Consider the following 25,574-nt stretch of genomic DNA (forward strand, 5'->3'; position numbering starts at 1 on the left):
CCGCCGGAACCGTCCGGCGGGGCCCGGCCCGTCATGCGGCCGCCGGCTCAGCCGGCGGCGGCGACCCTGGTGGCGCGCTGGAGCTCCGCCTCGCGGCGGCGCCTGCGGGCCAGCACGACGCGGCGCTCGGCCGCGGTCAGCCCGCCCCACACTCCGTAGGGCTCGGGCTGCAGCAGTGCGTGTTCCCGGCACTCGACCATGACCGGGCAGCGCGCGCAGACCCGCTTCGCGGCTTCTTCGCGCGAGAGCCGGGCTGCCGTGGGCTCCTTGGACGGAGCGAAGAACAGCCCGGCCTCATCCCGACGGCATACCGCCTCCGAGTGCCAGGGGCCGGCCTGATCCCGGGGATGACTCCGCTGGGATGGTACGGCGGCGTCCTGCAGGGGCTGATGCGGTTGCAGCACGGTCTACTCCTGACGACGGCTTGACCGATTGAGTCACCCTTGCCCGCCTCCCTGCGTACGACAACGCGCATCCCCAGTCCGTACGCGAGACGATGTGCACCAAGCCTTACCCGCTGTGCGTGGGCTTATGCACACCGTTGCCTTCGCGACCGCCGCGGAGCGTGCGGCGTGCGTTCCGTTTGTGCTCGATATGCGTTCGACAGGCCGTCGACGTGCGTCCGGCGCCAGTAGGGCGACGGATCTGGCAGCGGTCAAGCGGCGGTCCGGCGGCCGCCGGACCGGTCATTTCCGCAGGTTCTTCAGGCGCTTGCCGCGTTTGGTCTTGGCCTCGGCGCCGCCGAAGACCGCGAATCCGGTGATGACGACGACGGGCGCGTCGGGGTCGGCGGCCTCCTGGCTGACGACGTCGAAGCCGCCGAAGATGCCTGTACCCGCGCAACGCACCGAGATGTTCTCGGGGACCTTGATCTCCACGCCGCCGAAGATCGCGGTGACGTTGATGACGATCTCCTGCTGGTCGAAGACCGCTTCGGTGAGGTCGATCTCGACGCCGCCGAAGACGGCGAAGGCGTTGGTGCGCCGCCCGACCCGCCAGCGGCCCTTGCGGGTCGCGCCGCCGAAGACGGCTATGAGGTTCTCGGCCGCGGCGTTGCCGGGCGTGTGCGGCGGGGCGTAGCCGGTGGCCGCTGCGGGCTCCGGGCGGCCGGTCCGGCGGCCGGCGGCGGGCAGGTCGCGGACGATCGGCTCCAGCTCGCCCAGCGTCCTGGCGCCGTAGACCGAGCCGATCCGCTCGGCGTGCTCGTCGGCGGTGAGCCGTCCCTCCGCCAGGGCCTCGCGCAGGATGTCCGCGACCCGGTCGCGATCGGCGTCGGAGGCGCGGTACTCCGCGTCGCCCGCCGGTTCGGCCGTTGCCGTAGGACGCGCCGCCGGCCGTCCCTCGGGCCCCTTCTGGAACCGGACCGCGGGCCCGTCCTGGGAAGAGGGCGCGGTCGGCCGCTCCGGCTGCTGGGGTCGCTTTTCGAGCGAAGACTCATCCACGGGCAACAGAGTAGCGAAACGCGATAGATCGCGACAGGCGGTCCGCGGCGCTCTACTGAGCCTTACCTCACAACCGTCTCCGTCCGGCCGGGTTCTACTCTGGTGGGCGCTGCCGAGGACGTCAGCTGTCGCAGTCTGCCGAGTGAGGAATGGCCGCAATGCCCCCTGTCCCTGAGTTCTCCTACACGGACCTGCTCCCCCTGGGTGAGGACGACACTCCGTACCGTCTCGTCACCTCCGAGGGCGTCTCCACCTTCGAGGCGGACGGCCGTACGTTCCTCAAGGTCGAGCCGGAGGCGCTGCGCAAGCTCGCCGCCGAGGCCATGCACGACATCTCGCACTACCTGCGCCCCGCCCACCTCGCGCAGCTGCGGCGCATCCTGGACGACCAGGAGGCCAGCGCCAACGACCGCTTCGTCGCGCTGGACCTGCTGAAGAACGCCAACATCGCGGCGGCCGGCGTGCTGCCGATGTGCCAGGACACCGGCACCGCGATCGTGATGGGCAAGCGCGGACAGAACGTGCTGACCCAGGGCGGCGACGAGGAGGCCCTGAGCCGCGGCATCTTCGACGCGTACACGGAGCTGAATCTGCGCTACTCGCAGATGGCCCCGCTGACCATGTGGGACGAGAAGAACACCGGGACCAACCTGCCGGCCCAGATAGAGCTGTACGCGACCGACGGCGGCGCGTACAAGTTCCTCTTCATGGCCAAGGGCGGCGGCTCCGCCAACAAGTCCTTCCTCTACCAGGAGACGAAGGCCGTCCTCAATGAGGCGAGCATGATGAAGTTCCTGGAGGAGAAGATCCGCTCGCTGGGCACGGCCGCGTGCCCGCCGTACCACCTGGCGATCGTCGTCGGCGGCACCAGCGCCGAGTTCGCGCTCAAGACCGCGAAGTACGCGTCGGCGCACTATTTGGACGAGCTGCCCGCCGAGGGCTCCCCCGCCGGGCACGGCTTCCGGGACCAGGAGCTGGAGCAGAAGGTCTTCGAGCTGACGCAGAAGATCGGCATCGGCGCGCAGTTCGGCGGCAAGTACTTCTGCCACGACGTACGGGTCGTACGGCTGCCCCGGCACGGCGCGTCCTGCCCGGTGGCCATCGCCGTCTCCTGCTCCGCCGACCGCCAGGCCGTCGCGAAGATCACCGCCGAGGGCGTCTTCCTGGAGCAGCTGGAGCGGGACCCGGCGCGCTTCCTGCCGGAGACGACCGACGAGCAGCTCACCGAGGGCGCCGGGCCGGACCTGGAGGCCGTGCGGATCGACCTCGACCGGCCGATGGACGACATCCTCGGCGAGCTGACCAAGCACCCGGTCAAGACCCGGCTGTCGCTGACCGGCACGCTGGTCGTCGCCCGTGACATCGCACACGCGAAGATCAAGGAGCGGCTGGACGCGGGCGAGGAGATGCCGAAGTACCTCAAGGACCACCCGGTGTACTACGCGGGTCCGGCCAAGACCCCCGAGGGGTACGCGTCCGGGTCCTTCGGGCCGACGACGGCGGGCCGGATGGACGCGTACGTGGAGCAGTTCCAGGCGGCGGGCGGCTCGAAGGTGATGCTCGCCAAGGGCAACCGCTCCGGGCAGGTCACCGCCGCGTGCAACGCGCACGGCGGCTTCTACCTCGGCTCGATCGGCGGTCCGGCGGCCCGGCTCGCGCAGGACTGCATCAAGAAGGTCGAGGTCCTGGAGTACGAGGAGCTCGGCATGGAGGCGGTCTGGCGGATCGAGGTCGAGGACTTCCCGGCGTTCATCGTGGTGGACGACAAGGGCAACGACTTCTTCGCCGACCCGGCGCCCGAGCAGCCGTTCGTCACGAGCATCCCGGTCCGCCAGGGGTCGTGACGTACGCCCGTCCTCGGCTCGGAACCGCTGTCCGAGCCGAGGACGAGCAGCGCGCTACGCGAACTTCTGGTGCGCCGAACCGTCGCACTTCTGGAGCCGCAGCGGGTCCTTGGCCGCCGCGAGCGTCAGGCACAGCCCCGGCGCGGCGTCCGGCCGGATGGCGCCCGCGGACTCGGTGAACTTCTGGTTCCGCTCGCCGTGGCAGTTCCACAGCACCAGCGCGGTCCCGGCCTCGTACGTGCCGCCGGGCACGTCCAGGCAGCGGTCCTGCGTGAGCGCGGTGTGCACCGAGCCGCGCTCGGGGTCGTACCACCAGCTCTGGTTGCGCTGCCCGGCGCAGTCCCAGCCGCCGACCGCGGTGTTGTTGCGGCTGCTCGCGCCGTACGCGTCGACGCAGGTGCCGGTGGCCGCGTTCTTCAGCGGCCGGTACGCGTCGTCCCAGGCGCCCTTGTAGAGCTTCGGCTTCCCCGTGGAGGCCGGGTCGGTGCAGCCCGCTTCCCGCCAGCCGGAGTCGTAGAGCTGGGTGAGGCAGGACGCGAAGGCGCCGTGCCCGCGCGCGTTGGGGTGGAAGGACTGCCGGACCGAGTTGGAGTCCGGCGGGAAGGGGTTGGCGAGGTCCACGTACAGCCCGCGCGCCCAGGTGTCCTCCATGCAGACCTCGTGGCCGTGGAAGAGCCGCGAGTTGTCCAGGTAGACGGCGCCGGTGTCCTGGGCGGCCTTGCGCATGCCGCGCTCGAAGGCGGGGACGGCGGTGTTCCGGCCCCAGGCGGCGTCGGAGGTGTAGCCGGTGCAGCCGCCCGGCAGCTTGCCGGGGTAGCGCGGGTTGTCCTCGACGTCCGGGCCGATGGGGCTGGGGTAGCCCATGACGACGAGTCTGTAGTCGCCGTCGGCGTAGCCCGCGTTCGTCATGGTGGTGCGCAGGTCCCGCACGGTCTTCTCGACCTTGGGCACCAGGCCGTCGACGCGGGCCTGCCAGCCCGGCCGGTACTTGGGCTCGCAGGCGCCCTGGAGGGTGAACCAGCGGACGACGCAGTCGGTCATGACGGGGCCGAACTGGAGGTCGTCGTTGGCGCCGGCGACCAGCAGCACCATCTTGATCTTCGTGTTGCGGGCCTTGATCGCGAGGCTGTCGCTCTGCACCAGTTCGTCCGGGTACTGCTTGGTCCCGCCGATGACGATGTTCCCGCTGTACGCGCCCGAGCAGGAGACGTTGTACGTGACGTCGGCCGGGATGCCGGTGCGGTGGATGGCCGAGTCGGGCGAGCGGTGGCACCAGTTGTCGGGCCCGTCGGTGCCGGGTTCGTACGTGCCGACGCCCTCGCCGGAGATCTCGCTGTCGCCGAGCGAGATGAGCGAGGACTTGCGCTGGTCCAGGGGGCGCTCGGCGGGGTCGCCGTACAGCTTGGCGGCCTCGGCGGCCCGGATCTTCTCCAGGTCCGGCGGCAGGGGCGTGGCGGCCGGGGCGACGGCGGGCGCGGCCTGGGCGGCGGGGGCGGTCGCCGCCATCCCGCCCAGCGCCGCCGCGAGCGCGGCGACGGCCGCGACGGCACACCTCGTCCTGGGTCTGCTGCGTTGCTGCATGGAGCCTCCCCGGTTTCGGTTGTTGCCTCCGGTATTTACTGGCAAGTAGTGGTGTTTGGGAACACCGCGAACCAGACAAACGCTCTTCTCCACAGGAGGTGGCTGACGATGGCCGACCAAGGCAGTGGAGCTCCCCGCGACGAGCACGGGAGCACCTACCGGATCGAGCACGACTCCATGGGCGAGGTGCGGGTCCCCGCGCACGCCAAGTGGCGGGCGCAGACCCAGCGCGCCGTGGAGAACTTCCCCATCAGCGGAGCGCGCCTGGAGCGGGCCCATATCGAGGCGCTGGCCCGTATCAAGGCCGCCGCCGCCAAGGTCAACGCCGAACTGGGGGTGGTCGAGCGGGACACCGCGGACGCCATCGCGGCCGCCGCGGGCGAGGTGGCGGAGGGCCGCTGGGACGACCACTTCCCGGTGGACGTCTTCCAGACGGGTTCGGGCACCTCGTCCAACATGAACGCCAACGAGGTCATCGCGACGCTGGCCGCCGAGCGGCTCGGCCGCGACGTGCACCCCAATGACCATGTCAACGCCAGCCAGTCCTCCAACGACGTCTTCCCCTCCTCCATCCACATCGCCGCGACCGCCGCGGTCACCCGCGATCTGATCCCCGCGCTGGACCATCTCGCCGAGTCGCTGGAGCGCAAGGCCGAGGAGTTCGCGGAGGTCGTCAAGTCCGGCCGTACGCATCTGATGGACGCGACGCCGGTCACCCTCGGCCAGGAGTTCGGCGGGTACGCGGCCCAGGTCCGCTACGGCGTGGAGCGGCTGCGTTCCGCCCTGCCGCGGCTGGCCGAACTGCCGCTCGGCGGCACCGCGGTGGGCACCGGCATCAACACCCCGCCCGGCTTCTCCGCCGCCGTGATCGCGGAGGTCGCCGAGGCCAGCGGGCTGCCGCTGACGGAGGCCCGCAACCACTTCGAGGCGCAGGGGGCGCGCGACGGGCTGGTGGAGGCCAGCGGCCAGCTGCGGACCGTGGCGGTGGGCCTCACCAAAATCTCCAACGATCTGCGCTGGATGGCCTCGGGCCCGCGCACGGGGCTGGCCGAGATCGCGCTGCCCGACCTCCAGCCCGGCTCGTCGATCATGCCGGGGAAGGTCAATCCGGTCATCCCGGAGGCCGTGCTGATGGTGGCCGCGCAGGTGGCCGGCAACGACCTCACCGTGGCCACGGCGGGCGCCTCCGGGAACTTCGAGCTCAATGTGGCGCTCCCGGTGATCGCGAAGAACATCCTGGAGTCGGTGCGGCTGCTCGCCAACGCGGCGCGGCTGCTGGCCGACCGCACGGTCGACGGGATCACCGCCAACGCGGAGCGGGCCCGCGAGTACGCCGAGTCGTCACCGTCCGTGGTGACCCCGCTCAACCGCTACATCGGGTACGAGGAGGCGGCCAAGGTCGCCAAAAAGTCCCTCGCCGAGCGCAGGACGATCCGCGAAGTGGTGCTGGAGGGCGGCTATGTGGACCGCGGGCTGCTGACCCTGGAGCAGCTCGATCAGGCCCTTGACGTGCTGCGCATGACCCGGCCGTAGCCGCCGCGGGCGGTGCGGGACGCGCGTGCGGCGCAGATCACGGCCGCCCGGCGGGGGCGGCACCTAAGATCTGTGCATGACAGCGGACACGATGGAGACGACGGGAACGGCAGACACCGCACACTGGGCGCCGGGGGATCACATCCTGTGGCGCTATCGCGACAACGCCTGCGATCGCATCCACATCTGCCGCCCCGTCACCGTCGTACGGGACACCGACGAGCTGCTGGCGGTGTGGATGGCGCCCGGCACGGACTGCGTCAAGCCGCTGCTCGCCGACGGCACGCCGGTCCACCGCGAGCCGCTGGGCACGCGCTACACCAAGCCGCGGACGACGACGCGCTCGCGCTGGTTCGGCACCGGGGTGCTCAAGCTCGCCCGGCCGGGCGAGCCGTGGTCGGTCTGGCTGTTCTGGGAGCGCGGCTGGCGCTTCAAGGACTGGTACGTGAACCTTGAGGAGCCGCTCGCCCGCTGGGCCGGGGGTGTCGACTCGGAGGACCATTTCCTCGACATCTCGGTCTACCCGGACCGCAGTTGGGAATGGAAGGACGAGGACGAGTTCGAACAGGCGCAGCGGGTCGGCCTGATGTCGCCGGCCAAGGCGGACCGGGTGCGGGCCGCGGGGCGCTCGGCGGTCGAGGTGATCCACGACTGGGGCCCTCCGTTCTCGGCGGGCTGGGAGGACTGGCGGCCGGACCCGGCGTGGGCCGTGCCGGAGCTCCCGGCAGACTGGGACCGCACCTCGGCGCGCGTCAGGGCATGAGCCTCTTGCTGCGTCCCCGCACGGCAACCGTAGGATCGTCCTCCGGAACCCCGTGCGGGAGCGAAGAACATGTGCGAGCACGGGCAACTCTCGAACGGTGCACGGCATTTGACGAACGGTCGAAAAGGGCCGCAAGGGGTCACAGAAGGGGCGGAGCCGTGAGCGGTGACGACAACCAGGGGTATGACGGATATGCCCGCGCGGGGCTGGACCGCACCGGCCAGGCCGAGGCGTTCGACGCCATCGGCGACCGCTACGACGACGCCTTCCCGCACAAGGACGGGCAGATCGCGGCGGGCGACTGGCTGGCGTCGGCGCTGCCGCCCGGCTCCCGCGTCCTCGACCTCGGCTGCGGTACGGGCCTGCCCACGGCCCGCCGGCTGAGCGAGGCCGGGCACAAGGTGGTCGGCGTCGACATCTCCCCCGGCATCCTCAAGCTGGCGCGCGACAACGTGCCGGGCGCGGAATTCCACCAGAGGGACATCGCCGAACTGCGGGACGGGCGGCTCGGCTCCTTCGACGGCATCGCGGCGTTCTTCACGCTGCTGATGCTGCCCCGTCCCGAGATCCCTCACGCACTGCGGATGCTGCACGGCATGCTGCGGCCCGAGGGGCTGCTGGCGCTCGCCATGGTGGAAGCCGACGTGAACGATTTCTCCATTCCGTTCCTCGGCAACACCATCCGGGTATCCGGTTACCTGCGGGACGAATTGCGCCGAGTCGTGCGTGATGCGGGTTTCGATGTCGTCGGGGAAGATTCGCACGCGTACGCCCCGGCCAGCACGGATGTACCACCCGAGATCCAGCTCTTCCTCAATCTGCGACGCGCCTGACACTCGGTGCGCCCGCGGCGAATGGGCGTACGGCCCCGGACGGATGGAACCTCACGCGTGACGGAGCACCCGACCTCCCACGAAGAACGGCAGCCCGCTGCCCCCGGCGCGGGCGCGGGCCCGGACGACGCGCACGGCGCGGTCCCGGACCCACGCTCCGTGCTGCCGCCCTCCGCCGCGCCGGAGACCGGCCGGCCCCGGCAGGCCGGCCGCGCGGACGGCACGGCCCAGGCGGCGCACGGCGCCGGCGCGTCCGGCTCCTACCGGGGCGCCCGCCCCGGCGACGAGAGCGCAAACGTTCCGGCGTCCCTGGGCGCCGGGCCCGCCGCCGCCCCGGAGCCCGCGCCGGACGGCCGTACGCCCGCGCCGCAGGGCCGTCCGGACGACGCGGCCCGCGCCGCCGCCGGGCACACGGAGCACCCGGCGGGGCACGAGGCGGCCCGCTCCGGCGCCGCGAGCGGCGGCCACGCCGGCGGCTCGCTGCCCGTGCCGCCGCCCGGCGCGCACCCGCTCTCCGAGGTCGGCGGGCCCCGCGGGCCGCGCGGGGGCAGGCCCACCGCCAGCGGCACCGGCGGCGAGCGGCTGCGGTTCGTGGGGGCCGCGACGCGCCGCATCGCGCGCGGCATCGACCTCGACGAGATCGTGCTCGGGCTCTGCCGGGCGACCGTGCCGACGTTCGCGGACGCGATCCTCGTCTATCTCCGCGACCCGCTGCCGGTGGGCGACGAGCGCCCGGTGGACCCGGTCGTCCTGCGGCTGCGGCGCACCGACCGGATACCCGAGGAGGCCGACACCGACGGCGTGCGGCTGCCGCTGCTGCCCCCGCAGCCGGATCTGAGCCCCGCGCTCGGCGGCGGCGCCACCGAGCGGTGCGAGGTGGTCATGGGCGGCCCGCTGGCCGAGGTGCTGCGCGGCGTGCGGCCGGTGTTCGGGGACTCCACGGCGGCGCGGGCCGCGCTGCCGGAGCTGCTGGGCGACGCCCGCCGGGTGCCGGAGGGGCACCGCACGATCCTCGCGCCGCTGCGCGGGCGCCGCCGGGTGATCGGCGCGGCCGTGTTCGTACGCCGCCCGGAGCGGCCCGCCTTCGAGAGCGACGACCTGCTGGTCGCGGCGCAGCTGGCCACGCACACCGCGCTGGGCGTGGACAAGGCGGTGCTGTACGGGCGCGAGGTCTACATCGCGGACGAGCTGCAGCGCACCATGCTGCCGGACTCCCTGCCGCAGCCGACGGGCGTCCGGCTCGCCAGCCGCTATCTGCCGGCCGCGGAGACCGCGCGCGTGGGCGGCGACTGGTACGACGCGATCCCGCTGCCCGGCAACCGGGTGGCGCTGGTCGTCGGCGACGTCATGGGCCACTCCATGACCTCCGCGGCGATCATGGGCCAGCTGCGCACCACCGCGCAGACTCTGGCGGGGCTCGACCTGCCGCCGCAGGAGGTGCTGCACCACCTCGACGAGCAGGCGCAGCGGCTGGGCACCGACCGGATGGCCACCTGCCTGTACGCGGTCTACGACCCGGTCGCGCACCGCATCGTGATCGCCAACGCCGGTCATCCGCCGCCGCTGCTGCTGCACCGCGGCGGGCGCGCGGAGGTGTTGCGCGTACCGCCGGGCGCCCCGATCGGCGTAGGCGGCGTGGACTTCGAGGCGGTCGAGCTGGACGCTCCGGCGGGCGCGACGCTGCTGCTGTACACGGACGGGCTCGTCGAGTCGCGGATCCGGGACGTGTGGACGGGCATCGAGCAGCTGCGGGAGCGGCTGACCGAGACGGCCCGGCTGACCGGCCCGAACCCGCCGCCGCTGGAGCCGCTCTGCGACGAGGTGCTGGGGATGCTCGGGCCGGGCGACCGGGACGACGACATCGCGCTGCTGGCGGCCCGCTTCGACGGGATCGCGCCGAGCGACGTGGCGTACTGGTTCCTGGATCCGCGTGCCCAGACGGCGGGCCAGGCGCGCCGCCTCGCCCGCCGGGCGCTGGCGCGCTGGGGCCTGGAGGAGCTGACGGACTCGGTGGAGCTGCTGGTCAGCGAGGTGGTCACGAACGCCGTGCGGTACGCGGAGCGGCCGATCACGCTGCGGCTGCTGCGTACGGACGTACTGCGCTGCGAGGTGGGCGACGACGTGCCGCAGCTGCCGAGGCTGCGCCAGGCGCGCCCTTCCGACGAGGGCGGCCGGGGGCTGTACCTGGTGAACAGGATGGCGCGGCGGTGGGGTGCGACGCGGCTGAGCGCGGGCAAGGTGGTCTGGTTCGAGCTGCCCATACCGGCGGGTGTCTAGAACTCTCTCTCGTACGGAATTGGACGTAGTCCAAGCTGTTGCCGACATGCCGTCGGCGGAGTTGACTGCTTGGGTGGACAGAGCACCACGCCACCACGTTCCCGCGCATCTTATGGAGGCGCTCCGAATGACCGACTCCGTGCCCAAGGCCCCGTACACGACGAACAACGTCGGCATCCCGGTGGAGAGCGACGAGCACTCGCTGACCATCGCCGGCGACACCGGTCCGATCCTGCTCCAGGACCACTACCTGATCGAGAAGATGGCCCAGTTCAACCGCGAACGGGTCCCCGAGCGGGTGGTGCACGCCAAGGGCAGCGGTGCGTACGGGCGCTTCGAGGTCACCAATGACGTCAGCCAGTTCACCAAGGCGGACCTCTTCCAGCCGGGCAGGCGGACCGAGATGCTGGCCCGCTTCTCCACCGTCGCGGGCGAGCAGGGCAGCCCGGACACCTGGCGCGACCCCCGCGGCTTCGCGCTGAAGTTCTACACCGAGCACGGCAACTACGACATGGTCGGCAACAACACGCCGGTCTTCTTCGTCAAGGACCCGATGAAGTTCCAGGACTTCATCCGCTCCCAGAAGCGCCGCACCGACAACGGGCTGCGCGACCACGACATGCAGTGGGACTTCTGGACGCTGTCCCCCGAGTCGGCGCACATGGTCACCTGGCTGATGGGCGACCGCGGCATCCCCAAGAGCTACCGCCACATGAACGGCTACAGCTCCCACACCTACATGTGGGTCAACGGCGGCGGCGAGCGGTTCTGGATCAAGTACCACATCAAGACCGACCAGGGCATCGACTTCCTCACCCAGGCCGACGCCGACCGCCTGGCGGGCGAGGACAGCGACTACCACCGCCGCGACCTGTTCGACGCGATCGCGGGCGGCAACGCGCCCTCGTGGACGATGTACGTCCAGGTCATGCCGTTCGAGGACGCGGCGGACTACCGCTTCAACCCCTTCGACCTGACCAAGGTGTGGCCGCACGGCGACTACCCGCTGATCGAGGTCGGCCGGATGACGCTGGACCGCAACCCCGAGGACTACTTCATCCACATCGAGCAGGCCGCGTTCGAGCCCTCGAACCTGGTGCCCGGCATCGGCCCGTCCCCGGACAAGATGCTGCTGGGGCGGCTCTTCTCGTACCCGGACACCCACCGGTACCGGATCGGCCCCAACTACACGCAACTGCCGCCCAACCGGCCGCACTCGCCCGTCAACTCCTACTCCAAGGACGGCCCGATGCGGTACGTGCCGTCCAACGCGTCGGCCCCGTACGCGCCGAACTCCAAGGGCGGACCGGCCGCGGACACCGGCGCCTACGGCGACCCGGCGGGCTGGGCCGCGGCGGGCGAGATGGTCCGCGAGGCGTACCGGCAGCACCGCGAGGACGACGACTGGAGCCAGCCGGGCGCCATGGTCCGCGAGGTCCTCGACGACGCGCAGCGCGAGCGGCTCGCCGACAACATCGCCGGGCACATCAAGGACGGCGTCACCAAGCCGGTGACCGAGCGCGCCATCCAGTACTGGCACAACGTCGACAAGGCGCTCGGCGACCGCGTCGCGGCCAAGGTCAACGGCGCCTGACGGGCGACCGCCGTACGGACGCGGGCCTTACGGGCACGGGCCGCGCGACGAACCGGGCCCCGTCGATCCACTCGGATCGGCGGGGCCCGGCGCGTGCTCAGTCGTCCCAGTCGCCGTCGCCCGGCCGGCCACCGCCGGTCGGCAGCGTCGGCGGCGGTACGGACGGCGTCCACGGCGGCGGCGTGTGGTGGGTCGGCGGCGGCGACTGCGAGTGCGTCGGCGTCGTGGGCGGCGCGTGCGTGTGGGTCGGCGGCGGCACCGTCGCCGTGTGGGTCGGCGGCGGGGGCGTGGTCGCCGTCGTGGGGGGCGGCGCGGTCGGGGTCGTGGGCGTCGTCGTCGGCTCCAGCTCCGAGCCCTCCGCCAGGTCGAACTTGGACGGCGACGCGCCGCTCAGCGCGCTCTTCGTGTACGCGGACCAGATCTCGGCCGGCGCGTCACCGCCGTTGACGCGCTTGCGGCCCGCGGCGCCCATGAGGCTCACCTGCTTGCCGCCCTCGCCCTCGCCGAAAATGCCGACCGAGGTGACGAGATCGGGCGTGTAGCCGGTGAACCAGGCCGACTTGTTGTCGTCGGAGGTGCCGGTCTTGCCCGCCACCTGATGGTCCTCGTTCTTCACCTTGGAGCCCGTGCCGCCTTCGACCACGTCGGTCAGAACGCTGGTGACGGAGTCGGCGGTCTCGCGCGGGAGGACCTGGTCGCCGATCGGGTCCTTGATCTCGGCCTTGCCGCCGATGTTGTTCGTCGCGGACTTGACGATCGTCGGCGTGACCTTCTTGCCGTGGCTGTCGACCGTCGCGTAGATCCCGGCCATCTCCATCGGGCTCGCGCCCATCACGCCGAGCGACATGGCGGGACGCACGTCGAAGCCGCCCGCGTCGGGGCTCATGCCCATATCGATGGCGGTCTGCTTGACCTTGGCGAGACCGACGTCCACCGCCATCTGCGCGAAGACGGAGTTGACCGAATTGTCCATCGCCTTCTGGACGGTGACGGGACCGTAGTCCACGTGGTCCTCATTGGGCGGGGCGAACGCCGTCGTACTGCCCTTGACCGGTCGGCCGCTGGTCCCGTCATAGATGGTGTTGGCGTTGATCGACTCGCCGTCCTGCGTCTTCGAACCGTCCTTGAGCGCGGCGGCCAGGATGATCGGCTTGAAGGTGGAGGCCGGCTGATAGTCCTCGCGGGTGGCGTTGCTGGTGTAGTGCTTGAGGTAGTCCGTACCGCCGTAGAGCGCGAGGACCTTGCCGGTCTTCGGATCGACGGAGGCCGCGCCGACCTGCGCGTCCCGGTCCACCTTGCGCTTCTCGGGGTCGAGCTTGTCGAGGAGCTGGCTCTTGACGGCCGCCTTCAGCGCGTCCTGCTTCTTCGGGTCGATGTTGAGCGTGATGGTCCAGCCGCCCGCGGCCAGTTCCTGGTCCGAGACGCCGGACCTGCGCAGCTCGTCGTTGGCCGCCTTCACCAGGTAGCCGGTCTGGCCCGAGAGTCCGGGCTCGGGCTTGGGCTTGATCGGCTGCGGGAACTTCATCTTGTCCCGCTTGGCCTTGTCGAGCCAGCCCTTCTCGACCATCTTGTTCAGGGAGTCGTTCCAGCGGCCCATCGCGAGCTTCTTGCCCTTCGGGCCGGCTATCGCCATGTCGTACTGGCTCGGCGCCTGGAGCAGCGCGGCCAGGTAGGCGCCCTCCTCGATCGAGAGCTTGTCGACGTCCTTGCCGTAGTACGCGCGGGCGGCGGCCTGGATGCCGTAGGCGTTGCGCCCGTAGAAGCTGGTGTTCAGATACCCCGCGAGGATCTCGTTCTTGTCCTTCTCGCGGTCGACCTTGAGGGAGATGATCAGTTCCTTCACCTTGCGGGTGACGGTCTGCTCCTGGCCCAGGTAGTAGTTCTTGACGTACTGCTGGGTGATGGTCGAACCACCCTGCTTGCCGCGCCCCATCAGGGTGTTGAGGACGCCGCGGGTGGTGCCCTTGATGTCGACGCCGTCGTCGTCGTAGAAGTTCTTGTTCTCGACGGCCACGAAGGCGTGCTGGACGTCCAGCGGGACCTTCGAGAGCGGTACGGACTCACGGTTGGTGGTGCCCTTGCGGGCCAGCACCTCGCCGTTGCTCAGTTTGTAGACGTTGCTCTGCTCCTTGGCCGCGGGGTTGCCCCCCGCCGGCACGTCCACGTACCAGTAGAGCCCGATGGCGCCGCCCACGATGAGCGCGCACACAGCCACAAAGTAGGCGAGCAGCTTCTTCCAGGTGAAAAAGCGGCGTATACCGCGCTTTTTACCGCCCGCGCCCGCCTTGCCCTTTGCTCTGCGGGCGCCCTTCTTCTGCGCCTTCCGCGCTTCCGCTCGGCCCATCGCTCCCGTAGCTCCAGTCTGTCCGCCCCCAAACCCAGCTCAAGAAACTAACACCGCATCTGTCACCAAAAGCTCATGGGAGGAGCCATTACCACACGTGACATACAGCACGCGCCCGTCCTGGAACCGTAGTCCCGCCACATCCATGCAGCCGCGCCGGGGTATAAAGTGATAACACTTTGCTAGGTTCGGAACGACCGTCCGCACCCGCCGGACACCACGTCAGAAACGGGGGACCACCATGTCCACAGCCGACACCGCACCCGCCGGCGGCCCCACGGGAGCCACGGGCGCCGAGGGCCCGGAGATGCCCGCGCCCCGCGTCCGCGAGACCCCGGCGCACGACATCAACGGCGGCCTCGGGCTGCTGCTCAGCGTGGTCGGCGTACTCGCCGGCATCGCGCTCGCCATCGGCGGCGGCGCCATGGCCTCCGGCGGCCACCAGGCGCTCGGCGTACCGCTGGTCATCATCGGCATCGTGCTCCTGGTCGCCTCGCTGTTCGCCCTGCGGGGCGTGAACATGGTGGCGCCCGGCGAGGCCCGCGTCGTCCAGCTCTTCGGCCGCTACCGCGGCACCATCCGCACCGACGGCCTGCGCTGGGTCAACCCGTTCACCAGCCGGGAGAAGATCTCGACCCGCGTGCGCAACCACGAGACCGCGGTGCTCAAGGTGAACGACGCCTACGGCAACCCGATCGAGCTCGCCGCGGTCGTCGTCTGGCGGGTGGAGGACACCGCGCAGGCGATGTTCGAGGTCGACGACTTCCTGGAGTTCGTCTCCACCCAGACCGAGGCCGCCGTCCGCCACATCGCCATCGAGTACCCCTATGACGCCCACGACGAGGACGGGCTCTCGCTCCGCGGCAACGCCGAGGAGATCACCGAGAAGCTCGCCGTCGAGCTGAGCGCCCGCGTCGAGGCGGCCGGCGTGCACATCATCGAGTCGCGCTTCACGCACCTCGCGTACGCCCCGGAGATCGCCTCCGCGATGCTCCAGCGCCAGCAGGCGGGCGCGGTCGTGGCCGCCCGCCGGCAGATCGTGGAGGGCGCGGTCGGCATGGTCGAGGAGGCGCTGGGCCGGATCAGCGACCAGGGGATCGTCGACCTCGACGAGGAGCGAAAAGCAGCCATGGTCAGCAACCTCATGGTGGTGCTGTGCGGCGACCGCGCCGCGCAGCCCGTCCTGAACACGGGCACCCTCTACCAGTGACCGGGGAGACCCCCGAGCGGCGGCCGCGACAGCGCAAGCAGGTGCTGCTGCGGCTCGACCCGCTGGTGCACGACGCGCTGGCGCGCTGGGCGGGCGACGAACTGCGCAGCGCCAACGCGCAGATCGAGTTCCTGCTCCGCAAGGCGCTGGCGGACGCGGGGCGGCTGCCCGGCGGCGCGGGCTCGATCCCGCGCCGCGGCCGGCCGCCGAAGCAGGACCGGGAGACGGGCGGCGAGGAGGAGGCTCCCCCGCCCACCCCCGGCTCGTAATCACGCACGCACACCCCCTTAAAACCGCTTCTGACCTGCGAGAAAGCCCCCTTGTCCCCAACTATGCACTCAAGGTATACACGTGGTGTAGAGTGCTCCGCATGTCAATCGGCCTCACCCTGCTCGGGCTCCTGGAGTCCGGGCCACGCCATGGTTACGACCTCAAGCGCGCCTTCGACGAGCGCTTCGGCCAGAGCCGCCCGCTCCACTACGGCCAGGTCTACTCGACGATGTCGCGCCTGCTGAAGAACGGCCTCGTCGAGGTCGACGGCATAGAGCACGGCAGCGGCCCCGACCGGAAGCGGTACGCCATCACCGAGGCGGGCGTGACCGATGTCGCCCAGTGGCTCTCCCAGCCCGAGGCGCCCGAGCCGTACCTCCAGTCGACCCTCTACACCAAGGTCGTCCTGGCGCTGCTGACCCACCGCGACGCCAACGACCTGCTGGACGTACAGCGCGCCGAACACCTGCGCCTGATGCGCGAACTGACCCAGCAGAAGCGCACCGGCGAACTGGTCGACCAGCTCATCTGCGACCACGCCCTCTTCCACCTCGAAGCCGATCTGAGGTGGCTGGAACTGACCGCTGCCCGGCTCGGCCAGCTCGCCAAGGAGGTACGCCCGTGACCCCCGCCGGCGCCCTGCTCTCCGCCCACGACCTGCGCAAGGCGTACGGGCCCACGACCGCCCTCGACGGCGCGGACTTCTCCATCCACCCGGGCGAGGTCGTCGCCGTCATGGGGCCCTCGGGCTCCGGCAAGTCGACGCTGCTGCACTGCCTCGCCGGCATCGTCCGGCCCGACTCCGGCTCCGTCCGCTTCGACGGCCGCGAGCTGTCGGCCATGGGGGACGCCGAGCGCAGCGCGCTGCGCCGCGGCGAGTTCGGCTTCGTCTTCCAGTTCGGCCAGCTCGTGCCCGAGCTGACCTGCGTCGAGAACGTCGCCCTGCCGCTCCGCCTGACCGGCGTGAAGCGCAAGGACGCCGAGGCCCGCGCGCTGGAGTGGATGGAGCGGCTGGAGGTCGCCGAGGTCGGCGCGAAGCGGCCCGGCCAGGTCTCCGGCGGCCAGGGGCAGCGCGTCGCCGTCGCCCGCTCGCTGGTCACCTCGCCGCGCGTGCTGTTCGCCGACGAGCCGACCGGCGCGCTGGACTCGCTCAACGGCGAGCGGGTGATGGAGCTGTTCACGCAGGCCGCCCGCGAGTCGCGGGCCGCCGTCGTGCTGGTCACCCATGAGGCGCGGGTCGCCGCGTACTCCGACCGCGAGGTCGTCGTGCGCGACGGCAAGGCCCGCGACATGGCGGGTGCCCTGTGACGCTCCTCGACGACGTGGCGGCCGACCGGGACGGCGCCCGCCGGCCCCCGGGCAAACCGCCGGGCGGGCTCGCCGCCTGGGCCCGCGACCTCATGATGGGCGTGCGCTTCGCCGCGGGCGGCGGACGCCAGGGCTGGATCCGTACGACCCTGACCGCCGTCGGCGTCGGGCTGGGCGTGGCCCTGCTGCTGGGCGCGTCCTCCATACCCAACCTGCTCGACGCCCGCAACCAGCGGGGGGAGAACCGCTACATCTCCTTCCCGGAGGGGGAGCTGCCCCCCTCCGACCGCTCCTTCCGCTACCTCCAGAACGACACCGCCTTCCGGGACAACGAGATCCACGGCGTCCTGCTCCAGCCCGACGGGGCCCGCCCGCCCGCGCCGCCCGGCGTCGCGAAGATGCCCGGCCCCGGCGAGATGGTCGTCTCCCCCCGCCTGCGGGACCTGATGCGCGAGCCCGGCAGCGGGCTGCTGCGGGAGCGGCTGGAGAACTACCGCGTCGTCGGCACCATCGCCGACAACGGCCTGATGGGGCCCAGCGAGCTCGTCTACTACGCGGGCAGCGCCGGTCTCGGCCCCGCCGACGAGGGCGTGCGCTCCGACCACTTCGGCGGTGAGAAGGGGTACGGCGACACCAGGCCGATGGACGCGAAGCTCGTGCTCGTGATCATCGTCGCCTGCGTGGTGCTGCTGATGCCGGTGGCCGTCTTCATCGCCACGGCGGTGCGGTTCGGCGGCGAGCGGCGCGACCGGCGGCTCGCGGCACTGCGGCTGGTGGGCGCCGACCGCCGGATGACGCGCCGGGTCGCGGCCGGGGAGGCGCTCTTCGGATCGCTGCTCGGCCTGGTCCTGGGCGGCGCGTTCTTCCTGTTCGGCCGGGGGCTCATGGGCTCGGTCACGATCTGGGACATCAATGTCTTCCCGGCCGACGTGTCCCCCGTGCCCTGGCTCGCCGTGCTCGTCGTGCTGGCCATCCCGGCCTCCGCCGTCGCCGTCACGCTCTTCGCGCTGCGCGGGGTCAGCATCGAGCCGCTCGGCGTGGTGCGCGGCGCCGGCGAGCGCCGGCGGCGGCTGCTGTGGCGGGTGGCCCTCCTGGTCCTCGGGCTGGCGCTGCTGCTGCCGTTGGCCGGCAGCATCGACGGGAACCGCGGACAGGTCAAGACGGTCCAGGTCGCCGCGGGCGCGTCGCTGGCGCTGTTCGGCCTCACGCTGCTGCTGCCGTGGCTGGTGGAGGCCGTGGTGCGGCGGCTGCGGGGCGGCCCGGTCGCCTGGCAGCTCGCCACCCGGCGGCTCCAGCTGAGCAGCGGCACGGCGGCCCGCGCGGTCAGCGGCATCACCGTCGCGGTGGCGGGCACCATCGCGCTCCAGATGCTCTTCTCCAGCATCCAGGGCGACTTCCGCAAGACGACGGGCATGGACAGCAACCGGGCGCAGCTCTACACCGACCTGCGCGTGGACACCCCCGCCAAGGCCCGCGCGGCGCTGGACGAGTTCCGCGGCACGAAAGGCGTGACCGGCGTCATCGGCACCGTCGAGGCGAGCGTGGAGCGCTCGGGACCGCTGCGCAAGGGGGAGGAGTTCAAGCCCAGCAACACGATGATGGTCGGTGACTGCCCGACGCTGCGGCAGATCGCGCGGGTGGACGGGGCCTGCAAGGACGGCGACGTGTTCGTGGTGCGGGGGGACGGGGGTCCGGGCGGCGACACCGAGACGGAGAAGCCCGGCGCGAAGATCAACCTGCATCCGGACTTCGAGGGGAAGAAGTCGCCCCCCAGGACGTGGGCCGTGCCGAAGTCCACGCGGGTCCTCCAGCCTCGCCCCGACCCCAAGGGGGACCTCAAGTCGGGGATCTTCGCCACCCCTTCGGCGGTGCGCCTCTCCGACCTGGTGGCCCCCTCGCTGGCCGTCAGCGTCCAGATCGACCCGCACCGGCCGGACGCGGCCGACTACGTCCGCAACACGGCGGCGCGGATCGACCCGCGGATATTCGTGCGGTCGATCGAGAACTACCGCAACGACAAGCGGTTCACCAGCGTCAGCACCGGGCTGTTCCTCGCCGCGTCGGCGACGATGCTGCTGATCGCGGCCAGCATGCTGGTCTCCATGCTGGAGCAGTTGGGCGAGCGCAGGCGCCTGCTGTCCGTGCTGGTGGCCTTCGGCACCCGGCGCTCCACGATGGCCTGGTCCGTGCTGTGGCAGACGGCGGTCCCGGTGGTGCTGGGCCTGGCCCTGGCCGTCGCGGGCGGTCTGGGACTGGGAGCGGTGCTGCTGACGATGGTGGGCCGCACGGCCTCCGACTGGCTGGTGTTCCTGCCCATGACCGGCGTCGGCGCGGCCCTGATCCTGGTGGTGACGCTGATCAGCCTGCCGCCGCTGTGGCGGATGATGCGCCCGGATGGGCTGCGTACGGAGTGACGCGCCGTACGGAGTGACGGACCCGGAGACGGTGCGGAAGACCGTACGGCCCCACCGTCGACGCCCCGGCTCAGGAACGAGCCGGGGCGTCGGCGGCGGGGTCCGGCGGTGCGGCGGCGGCCGTCTCCTGGCCACTGACCGCGCCGGGCAGTTCGGGCTCCTTCAGGGTGCGCAGCAGGAGCCACCCGACGGCGGGCAGCGCGATCAGCGGCGCGAGGGCCGCTTGCAGGGTGGCGGCGTCGGCGACGGCCCCGATGACGGGGGTGGCGACGCCGCCGACGCTGACGGCCAGCCCCAGGGTGACGCCGCCCGCGGTGCCCACGCGCCGGGGCAGATAGTCCTGGCCGAGGGTGATGTGCAGGGAGAACGGCACGTACAGCCCGGCCGAGGTGAGCGCGACGAAGAGATAGAGCAGCGGCCCGGGGACGAGGACCACGCCGGCCACGGCCAGGACGCTCAGGGCGTACGACCACTGGACCACCGGGATCCGCCCGTACCGGGTGGCGAGCCGCCCGCCCGCCACGGTGCCCACCGCGCCGCCGAGGTAGAGCACGAACAGCGCGGCCGTGCCCGCCACGTCCCCGCCGCCGGTGCGCCGGCCCGCGTACAGCGAGATGAACGCGCCGAGCCCGACGAAGACGATCGAGCGGCACACGACGGCCCCCGACAGCTTGGTGAAGGACGCCCAGTCGTCCCGGCCGGCGGCCCGCTTCGTACGGGCCGGGCCGCCTGACGCGGCGTCGGGGACCCGCGCGGACCGCAGCGCCGCCAGGCACAGCGCCGCGCCGGCGAGGGCGGGGACGACGAGCAGCGGGGAGGCGTGCAGGCCGCCGGTGGCGATGACGGCGGAGACCATCAGGGGCGCGGCGGCGAAGCCGATGTTGCCGCCGAGGGAGAACCAGCCCATCGCGGTATGGCTGCCCCGGCCGGCGTCGCGGGCCACGCGGGCGGCCTCCGGGTGGTACGCGGCGATGCCGACGCCGGAGGCGGCGACGGCCGCGAGCGTGAGGGCGTACGAGCCGCCGACCCCGGCGAGGGCGACCCCCGCGCCGCTCAGCAGCGTGCTCACCGGCAGCAGCCACGGCATGGCCCACTTGTCGACGAGCGCCCCGAACAGCGGCTGGACCACCGAGGACAGCAGCGAGGCGGCGAGGACGATGCCGGAGGCGGCGGCGTAGGTGTAGGCGCGTTCGGAGACGAAGAACGGCACCAGGGCGGCCACCGCGCCCTGGTAGACGTCCACGCAGGCGTGGCCCAGGGACAGCAGGGTGATGGACCGGCGGCCGGACGGGGTGCGCGAGGTCTGAGTGGTCGGCATTCCCTCATCGTCACCACCGCACCGCCTGGCGCACTTCCAATAAAGTGCCAACCTATGCCGGAGATCCGCCACCTGCCCGAGGCCCCCACCCGCGCCCAGTCGATGGTCCCCGGGGAGGAGGTCGACGCGCACCGCCACGACGACCACCAGATCGTCTACGCGGGCTCCGGCGTCGTGGCCGTCACCACCGAAGCCAGCACCTGCTTCGCCCCCGGCACCCGCGCCATCTGGGTCCCGGCCGGGTGCGTGCACGCCCACCGCGCCTACGGCCACCTCGCGTTGCACCTGCTCGGCCTGGAGCCGGACACCAACCCCCTGGGCCTCGACTCCCCCACCGTCCTCGCCGTCAGCCCGCTGCTGCGCGAGCTGATCCTCGCGTACACCGGCGGCCCCCACGACGAGACGCCGGAGCGGCGGCGGCTGCGCGCGGTCCTCCTCGACCAGTTGCGCGCCTCGCCCCAGCAGCTCGTCCAGCTGCCCTCCCCCGCCGACCCGCGCCTCGCGGCCGTCTGCGACCTGCTGCGCAGACGTCCGGACGACCCGCGCACGCTGGCCGAATTGGGGAGCGCGACCGGGGGCGGCGAGCGCACGCTCAGCCGGCTGTTCCGCCGCGAGCTGGGCATGACCTTCCCCCAGTGGCGCACTCAACTGCGCCTGTACCACGCGCTGCGGATGCTGGCCGACGACATGCCGGTGACGGCCGTCGCGCACCGCTGCGGATGGGCCTCCACCAGCGCCTTCATCGACGTGTTCCGCCGCGCCTTCGGCTACACCCCGGGCGCCCACAACCGCCGCCCCTGAGGCGACCGCCGCTCCGCGGAACCGTCAGGCCGCTATCCGCACCGGCAGTTCGCGCAGCGCCTCCCGCAGCTCCGCCGCCAGCTCCTCGAACTCCCCCTGGCGCGCGGCCCCCGAGCGCATGACCAGCGCGATCCGGCGGGACGGCGCCGGGTCCGCGAAGCACCCCGTGGTGAGCTGGTCGTTGCGGTCGGTCTCCACGCGCAGCGCGGTGCGCGGCAGCAGCGTCACGCCGAGCCCGCCGCCGACGAGCTGGACCAGGGTGGCGAGGCCCGCCGCGCTGGTGGTGACGGCCGCGCCCGCCGTGCGGCCCGCCTCGCGGCAGACGTCGAGGGCCTGGTCGCGCAGGCAGTGGCCCTCGTCGAGGAGGAGCAGGTCGAGTTCCTTGAGCGCCTCGCGGGGGATGTCGCCGCGCCCGGCGAGCCAGTGCTCGTGGGGCATGACGAGCACGAAGTCCTCGTCGAACAGCGGCAGCTCGGTGGTGCCCGGCGCGCCGAGCGGCACCGCGAGGAGCAGCAGGTCGAGCCGCCCGTGGGCGAGGCCGTCGAGGAGGGAGGCGGTCTGCTCCTCGTGGACTTGGAGGTCGAGCGCGGGGTAGGCGTCGTGGACGAGGCGCAGCACGGTCGGCAGGAGGTACGGCGCCACGGTGGGGATCACGCCGAGCCGCAGCGGCCCGGTGAAGGGCGCGCGCGCCGCGTCGGCCTCCTCCAGCAGCGCGCCGACGGCGTCGAGGACGGTACGGGCGCGGGCCGCGAGCCGCTCGCCCGCCGGGCTGAGCAGCACCTTGCGGGTCGTACGCTCGAGGAGCTGCACCCCGAGCGTCTCCTCCAGCGCGGAGACCGCGCCGGAGAGGGCGGGCTGGCTCATGCCGATGTCGGCCGCGGCGTCGCGGAAGTGCAGGTGCTCGGCGACGGCGGCGAAGGCCCGGAGCTGGGCGAGGCTGGGCTGCCGGGGCCTGCTTCCCGGCGTCGTGGACGCTGTCACTGATAACTACCTCCGATCAACAACACACAGTCTAGCTATTTCACTGATCAATGCCTCCTGTGGCACTCTGGCTCTCGTCCAACCCTCAGGAAACTCCCGTCACGGGGTTTTCCCAGCAAGTCTGAAGGAGAGCGCGTGCTCACTGTCGGTGACAAGTTCCCCGAGTTCGACCTGACCGCCTGCGTGGACCTCGACGCGGACAAGGCGTTCGCGCAGATCGACCAGAAGACCTACGAGGGCAAGTGGAAGGTCGTCTTCTTCTGGCCGAAGGACTTCACCTTCGTGTGCCCGACCGAGATCGCCGCGTTCGGCAAGCTGAACGACGAGTTCGCCGACCGCGACGCGCAGATCCTCGGCGTCTCCGGCGACTCCGAGTTCGTGCACCACGCCTGGCGCAAGGACCACGCCGACCTGCGTGACCTGCCCTTCCCGATGCTCGCCGACTCCAAGCACGACCTCATGCGCGACTGCGGCGTCGAGGGCGAGGACGGCTTCGCGCAGCGCGCCGTCTTCATCATCGACCCGAACAACGAGATCCAGTTCACGATGGTGACCGCCGGTTCCGTGGGCCGTAACCCCAAGGAGGTCCTGCGGGTCCTCGACGCGCTCCAGACCGACGAGCTCTGCCCGTGCAACTGGAGCAAGGGCGAGGACACCCTCGACCCCGTCGCGCTGCTCGCGGGCGAGTGACCAGGAATGGCACTCGATGAACTGAAGTCCGCCATACCGGACTTCGCCAAGGACCTGAAGCTGAACCTCGGTTCGGTGATCGGCAACTCCGAGCTGCCCAAGCAGCAGCTGTGGGGCACGGTGCTCGCCTGCGCCATCGCCTCGCGCTCGCCGCGCGTGCTCAAGGAGCTGGAGCCGGAGGCCAAGGCCAACCTCTCCCCCGAGGCGTACACCGCGGCCAAGTCGGCCGCCGCCATCATGGCGATGAACAACGTCTACTACCGGACCCGGCACCTGCTGTCGGACCCGGAGTACGGCAACCTGCGCGCGGGCCTGCGGATGAACGTCATCGGCAACCCGGGCGTGGAGAAGGCCGACTTCGAACTGTGGTCGCTCGCGGTCTCCGCGATCAACGGCTGCGGCATGTGCCTCGACTCGCACGAGCAGGTGCTGCGCAAGGCCGGTGTCGACCGCGAGACGATCCAGGAGGCGTTCAAGATCGCCGCCGTCCTGCAGGCCGTCGGCGCCACGCTCGACTCCGAGGCCGTCCTGAACGGCTGACGGGCCGTACACGGCACAACGGCGAGGGGCGGTCCCACCAGCACGACGCTGGCGGGACCGCCCCTTTCGCGTACGTACGGCCGTACCGCGCAGCCGCGTACGTACGGCCGTAGCGCCGTACCGTACGGGCGGCCCCGCCCGGAATCCGGGAGGAGCCGCCCGCGCCCTGCTCCTGCCGCCGCTCTGCCTACTCCCTCGCCCCGGTGACCCCGACCGGGTCCTCCGCGGCCGCCGGGGCCGTCCGGGCCGGCGCGTGGGTCGCGGGAGCCGCGCGCATCGCCTGCTCCTTGGAGTACGCGCGCAGATAGCCGACCACCGTGTTCGTCACCGCCACCAGCGGCACCGCGACCACCGCGCCGCCGATGCCCGCGATCAGCGAGCCCGTCGCGACGGAGAGGACCACGGCCAGCGGGTGCACCCGCACGGCGCGGCCCAGGATGAAGGGCTGCAGGACATGGCCCTCGATCTGCTGCACGGCGAGGACCACCACGAGCACCATCGCCGCCGTGAACACCCCGTGCGTCACCAGCCCCACGATCACCGCTAGCGCGCCGGAGACGACCGCGCCCACCATCGGGATGAAGGCGAACAGGAAGATGAACACGGCCAGCGGCACCGCCATCGGCACTTCCAGGAAGTAGATCCCGATGCCGATGGCTATCGCGTCGATCAGCGCCACTATCACCGTGCCGCGCACATAGGCGGTGAGCGTCGCCCACGCCCGCGGGCCCGCGCCCGCGACGCCCTCGCGGGCGGCGCCCGGCAGCAGCTTGAGCAGCCAGCCCCAGATCTTCGGCCCGTCGTAGAGCAGGAAGAGGGTGGAGAACATCGTCAGCAGGATGCCGGTGAACATCTCGATGACGACCTGCACCCCTTCGAGCCCGGCCGAGGTGATGTCCTTGGTGTTACTGCCGATGGCCTTGCTCAGGTTGTCGGCGATGTTGTTGATCTGATCCTCGGTGACATGGAACGGGCTGTTGAGCAGCGAGTGCTTCAGATCCGTGATGCCGTGCTGCACCTTGGACGTCAGGTCGTCGATGTTCTCCGTCACCTGCCACACGACGAACCAGGTGACGAGCCCCATGATGACGAAGCCGCCGATGAAGACGGTGGCGGTGGCGAGGCCGCGCGGCACGCCGCGCCGCTTCAGCCGCGCCACGGTCGGCTGGAGCATCGCCGTGATGAGCAGCCCCGCGACGAACGAGAGCACCACCAGCTGCACATCGCTGATGACCTTCATCAGCACCCATACCGCGCCCGCCAGCACCAGCAGCCGCCAGCCGACCTCGGCGGCCACCCGCACGCCCCAGGGGACGGCGGCGACCGGGTCCGGCCGGGGCGCCACCGCCGGGGCGTAGGCGGGGGGCGGGGGAACGTGTTCCGGTTCGTGCGGTTCGTCGTCGTGCGGCGCGTCGTCCGCGGCCGACCGGTCCCGGGCCTTCGACCACACGGCGGCGCGTTTCGGGCGGGCCTCGTCGTCGAGGCCGCGGGACGGCTCGGCGGACGCGCCCGTACGGTCCGGCGCCGCGCCCTCCTCCGCCGCCGCGGAGCCCGCGTGTTCGCTCCCGTACGCGCGCTCGGCCCCGTAACCGGAACCCTCCCGGTCGGGCGGACCCGGCTCGGCGTCCTCGGACGCCTCCCTGCGCTGCTGGTCCAACCGCTCGGCGAGCCGCGACAGACCGGCCCCCAAGCCGCCGACCCACTCTGGCAATCTGGACATTCTCTTCCTCTACCCCATCCCCGCGGCCATACGGGTCGACGTTACCCGTGACCTGGCCTCGGGCACGGCAGGTGTCGCCCCTGAAGACACACATAAGCCCCCGACCGGTTG

The 25,574-nt window shown here is 71.8% G+C and carries 21 protein-coding genes; 14 read left to right on the plus strand and 7 right to left on the minus strand.

Going from position 1 to position 25,574, the window contains the following annotated elements; all coding sequences use genetic code 11:
• Nucleotides 1–47: 47 nt before the first annotated feature.
• Both AB0I49_RS33790 and AB0I49_RS33795 read right to left on the minus strand, forming a co-directional pair.
• Complete coding sequence (locus AB0I49_RS33790) at nucleotides 48–404, minus strand: WhiB family transcriptional regulator (protein WP_363231012.1); 357 nt, start codon at nucleotides 402–404, stop codon at nucleotides 48–50.
• A 282-nt stretch (nucleotides 405–686) separates the two neighbouring features.
• The gene (locus AB0I49_RS33795; RefSeq protein ID WP_363231013.1) at nucleotides 687–1,442 is read right to left on the minus strand and encodes a DUF1707 domain-containing protein; all 756 of its coding nucleotides are present in this window, start codon (nucleotides 1,440–1,442) and stop codon (nucleotides 687–689) included.
• 158 nt (nucleotides 1,443–1,600) lie between these two features.
• On the opposite strand from AB0I49_RS33795, the gene AB0I49_RS33800 reads away from it, so the two are divergent.
• Complete coding sequence (locus AB0I49_RS33800) at nucleotides 1,601–3,286, plus strand: fumarate hydratase (protein ID WP_363231014.1); 1,686 nt, start codon at nucleotides 1,601–1,603, stop codon at nucleotides 3,284–3,286.
• Between the two features lie 54 nt (nucleotides 3,287–3,340).
• Here AB0I49_RS33800 and AB0I49_RS33805 read toward each other — a convergent pair whose 3' ends face one another.
• Complete coding sequence (locus tag AB0I49_RS33805) at nucleotides 3,341–4,867, minus strand: ricin-type beta-trefoil lectin domain protein (RefSeq protein WP_363231015.1); 1,527 nt, start codon at nucleotides 4,865–4,867, stop codon at nucleotides 3,341–3,343.
• Between the two features lie 108 nt (nucleotides 4,868–4,975).
• Here AB0I49_RS33805 and AB0I49_RS33810 point away from each other — a divergent pair, with 108 nt between their 5' ends.
• From AB0I49_RS33810 to AB0I49_RS33830, 5 genes are all read left to right on the plus strand, one after another.
• On the plus strand, nucleotides 4,976–6,400 hold the full coding sequence (locus AB0I49_RS33810) for a class II fumarate hydratase (protein WP_363231016.1): 1,425 nt from the start codon (nucleotides 4,976–4,978) through the stop codon (nucleotides 6,398–6,400).
• A 76-nt stretch (nucleotides 6,401–6,476) separates the two neighbouring features.
• Nucleotides 6,477–7,163: a DUF402 domain-containing protein gene (locus AB0I49_RS33815; RefSeq protein WP_363231017.1), complete on the plus strand. Its 687-nt coding sequence runs from the start codon at nucleotides 6,477–6,479 to the stop codon at nucleotides 7,161–7,163.
• 158 nt (nucleotides 7,164–7,321) lie between these two features.
• Nucleotides 7,322–7,996, plus strand: coding sequence for a class I SAM-dependent methyltransferase (locus AB0I49_RS33820; RefSeq protein ID WP_363231018.1), 675 nt, complete (start codon nucleotides 7,322–7,324; stop codon nucleotides 7,994–7,996).
• 57 nt (nucleotides 7,997–8,053) lie between these two features.
• Nucleotides 8,054–10,273: a SpoIIE family protein phosphatase gene (locus tag AB0I49_RS33825; RefSeq protein WP_363231019.1), complete on the plus strand. Its 2,220-nt coding sequence runs from the start codon at nucleotides 8,054–8,056 to the stop codon at nucleotides 10,271–10,273.
• A 127-nt stretch (nucleotides 10,274–10,400) separates the two neighbouring features.
• Entirely contained in the window at nucleotides 10,401–11,867 is a 1,467-nt protein-coding gene (locus AB0I49_RS33830; RefSeq protein ID WP_363231020.1) for a catalase, read from the plus strand.
• A 97-nt stretch (nucleotides 11,868–11,964) separates the two neighbouring features.
• Here AB0I49_RS33830 and AB0I49_RS33835 read toward each other — a convergent pair whose 3' ends face one another.
• The gene (locus AB0I49_RS33835; RefSeq protein WP_363231021.1) at nucleotides 11,965–14,211 is read right to left on the minus strand and encodes a transglycosylase domain-containing protein; all 2,247 of its coding nucleotides are present in this window, start codon (nucleotides 14,209–14,211) and stop codon (nucleotides 11,965–11,967) included.
• 241 nt (nucleotides 14,212–14,452) lie between these two features.
• On the opposite strand from AB0I49_RS33835, the gene AB0I49_RS33840 reads away from it, so the two are divergent.
• From AB0I49_RS33840 to AB0I49_RS33860, 5 genes are all read left to right on the plus strand, one after another.
• Nucleotides 14,453–15,421 (plus strand): SPFH domain-containing protein, encoded by a 969-nt coding sequence (locus tag AB0I49_RS33840; RefSeq protein ID WP_363231022.1) that lies wholly within the window; start codon nucleotides 14,453–14,455, stop codon nucleotides 15,419–15,421.
• Nucleotides 15,418–15,690, plus strand: a complete 273-nt coding sequence (locus tag AB0I49_RS33845; RefSeq protein ID WP_363231023.1) for a hypothetical protein — start codon at nucleotides 15,418–15,420, stop codon at nucleotides 15,688–15,690. The genes AB0I49_RS33840 and AB0I49_RS33845 overlap by 4 nt, the downstream gene beginning before the upstream one ends.
• A 101-nt stretch (nucleotides 15,691–15,791) precedes the next feature.
• A complete protein-coding gene (locus AB0I49_RS33850; RefSeq protein ID WP_363231024.1) occupies nucleotides 15,792–16,316 on the plus strand; it encodes a PadR family transcriptional regulator in 525 nt (174 codons plus the stop codon).
• Entirely contained in the window at nucleotides 16,313–16,999 is a 687-nt protein-coding gene (locus tag AB0I49_RS33855) for an ABC transporter ATP-binding protein (RefSeq protein WP_363231025.1), read from the plus strand. Before AB0I49_RS33850 ends, AB0I49_RS33855 begins: the two co-directional genes overlap by 4 nt.
• Nucleotides 17,000–17,091: 92 nt before the next feature.
• Entirely contained in the window at nucleotides 17,092–19,413 is a 2,322-nt protein-coding gene (locus AB0I49_RS33860) for an FtsX-like permease family protein (protein ID WP_363231074.1), read from the plus strand.
• 70 nt (nucleotides 19,414–19,483) lie between these two features.
• Here AB0I49_RS33860 and AB0I49_RS33865 read toward each other — a convergent pair whose 3' ends face one another.
• The gene (locus AB0I49_RS33865) at nucleotides 19,484–20,731 is read right to left on the minus strand and encodes an MFS transporter (protein ID WP_363231026.1); all 1,248 of its coding nucleotides are present in this window, start codon (nucleotides 20,729–20,731) and stop codon (nucleotides 19,484–19,486) included.
• 54 nt (nucleotides 20,732–20,785) lie between these two features.
• Here AB0I49_RS33865 and AB0I49_RS33870 point away from each other — a divergent pair, with 54 nt between their 5' ends.
• Entirely contained in the window at nucleotides 20,786–21,532 is a 747-nt protein-coding gene (locus tag AB0I49_RS33870) for a helix-turn-helix transcriptional regulator (RefSeq protein ID WP_363231027.1), read from the plus strand.
• A gap of 24 nt (nucleotides 21,533–21,556) precedes the next feature.
• On the opposite strand, the gene AB0I49_RS33875 is transcribed toward AB0I49_RS33870, so the two are convergent.
• Nucleotides 21,557–22,513, minus strand: a complete 957-nt coding sequence (locus AB0I49_RS33875; RefSeq protein ID WP_363231028.1) for a LysR substrate-binding domain-containing protein — start codon at nucleotides 22,511–22,513, stop codon at nucleotides 21,557–21,559.
• Nucleotides 22,514–22,648: 135 nt separating this feature from the next.
• Between AB0I49_RS33875 and AB0I49_RS33880 the strand changes: the two genes are divergently transcribed.
• Both AB0I49_RS33880 and AB0I49_RS33885 read left to right on the plus strand, forming a co-directional pair.
• Nucleotides 22,649–23,203: a peroxiredoxin gene (locus AB0I49_RS33880; RefSeq protein ID WP_363231029.1), complete on the plus strand. Its 555-nt coding sequence runs from the start codon at nucleotides 22,649–22,651 to the stop codon at nucleotides 23,201–23,203.
• A 6-nt stretch (nucleotides 23,204–23,209) separates the two neighbouring features.
• Nucleotides 23,210–23,743 carry an alkyl hydroperoxide reductase gene (locus AB0I49_RS33885; protein ID WP_363231030.1) on the plus strand — a complete coding sequence of 178 codons (534 nt, stop codon included), beginning with the start codon at nucleotides 23,210–23,212 and terminating at the stop codon, nucleotides 23,741–23,743.
• A gap of 187 nt (nucleotides 23,744–23,930) precedes the next feature.
• Here the strand turns inward: AB0I49_RS33885 and AB0I49_RS33890 are convergent, their stop codons facing one another.
• A complete protein-coding gene (locus AB0I49_RS33890) occupies nucleotides 23,931–25,463 on the minus strand; it encodes an AI-2E family transporter (RefSeq protein ID WP_363231031.1) in 1,533 nt (510 codons plus the stop codon).
• Nucleotides 25,464–25,574: the final 111 nt, after the last annotated feature.

It is taken from the genome of Streptomyces sp. NPDC050617, assembly GCF_040654795.1.
In the GTDB taxonomy this organism is placed as follows: Bacteria; Actinomycetota; Actinomycetes; order Streptomycetales; family Streptomycetaceae; genus Streptomyces.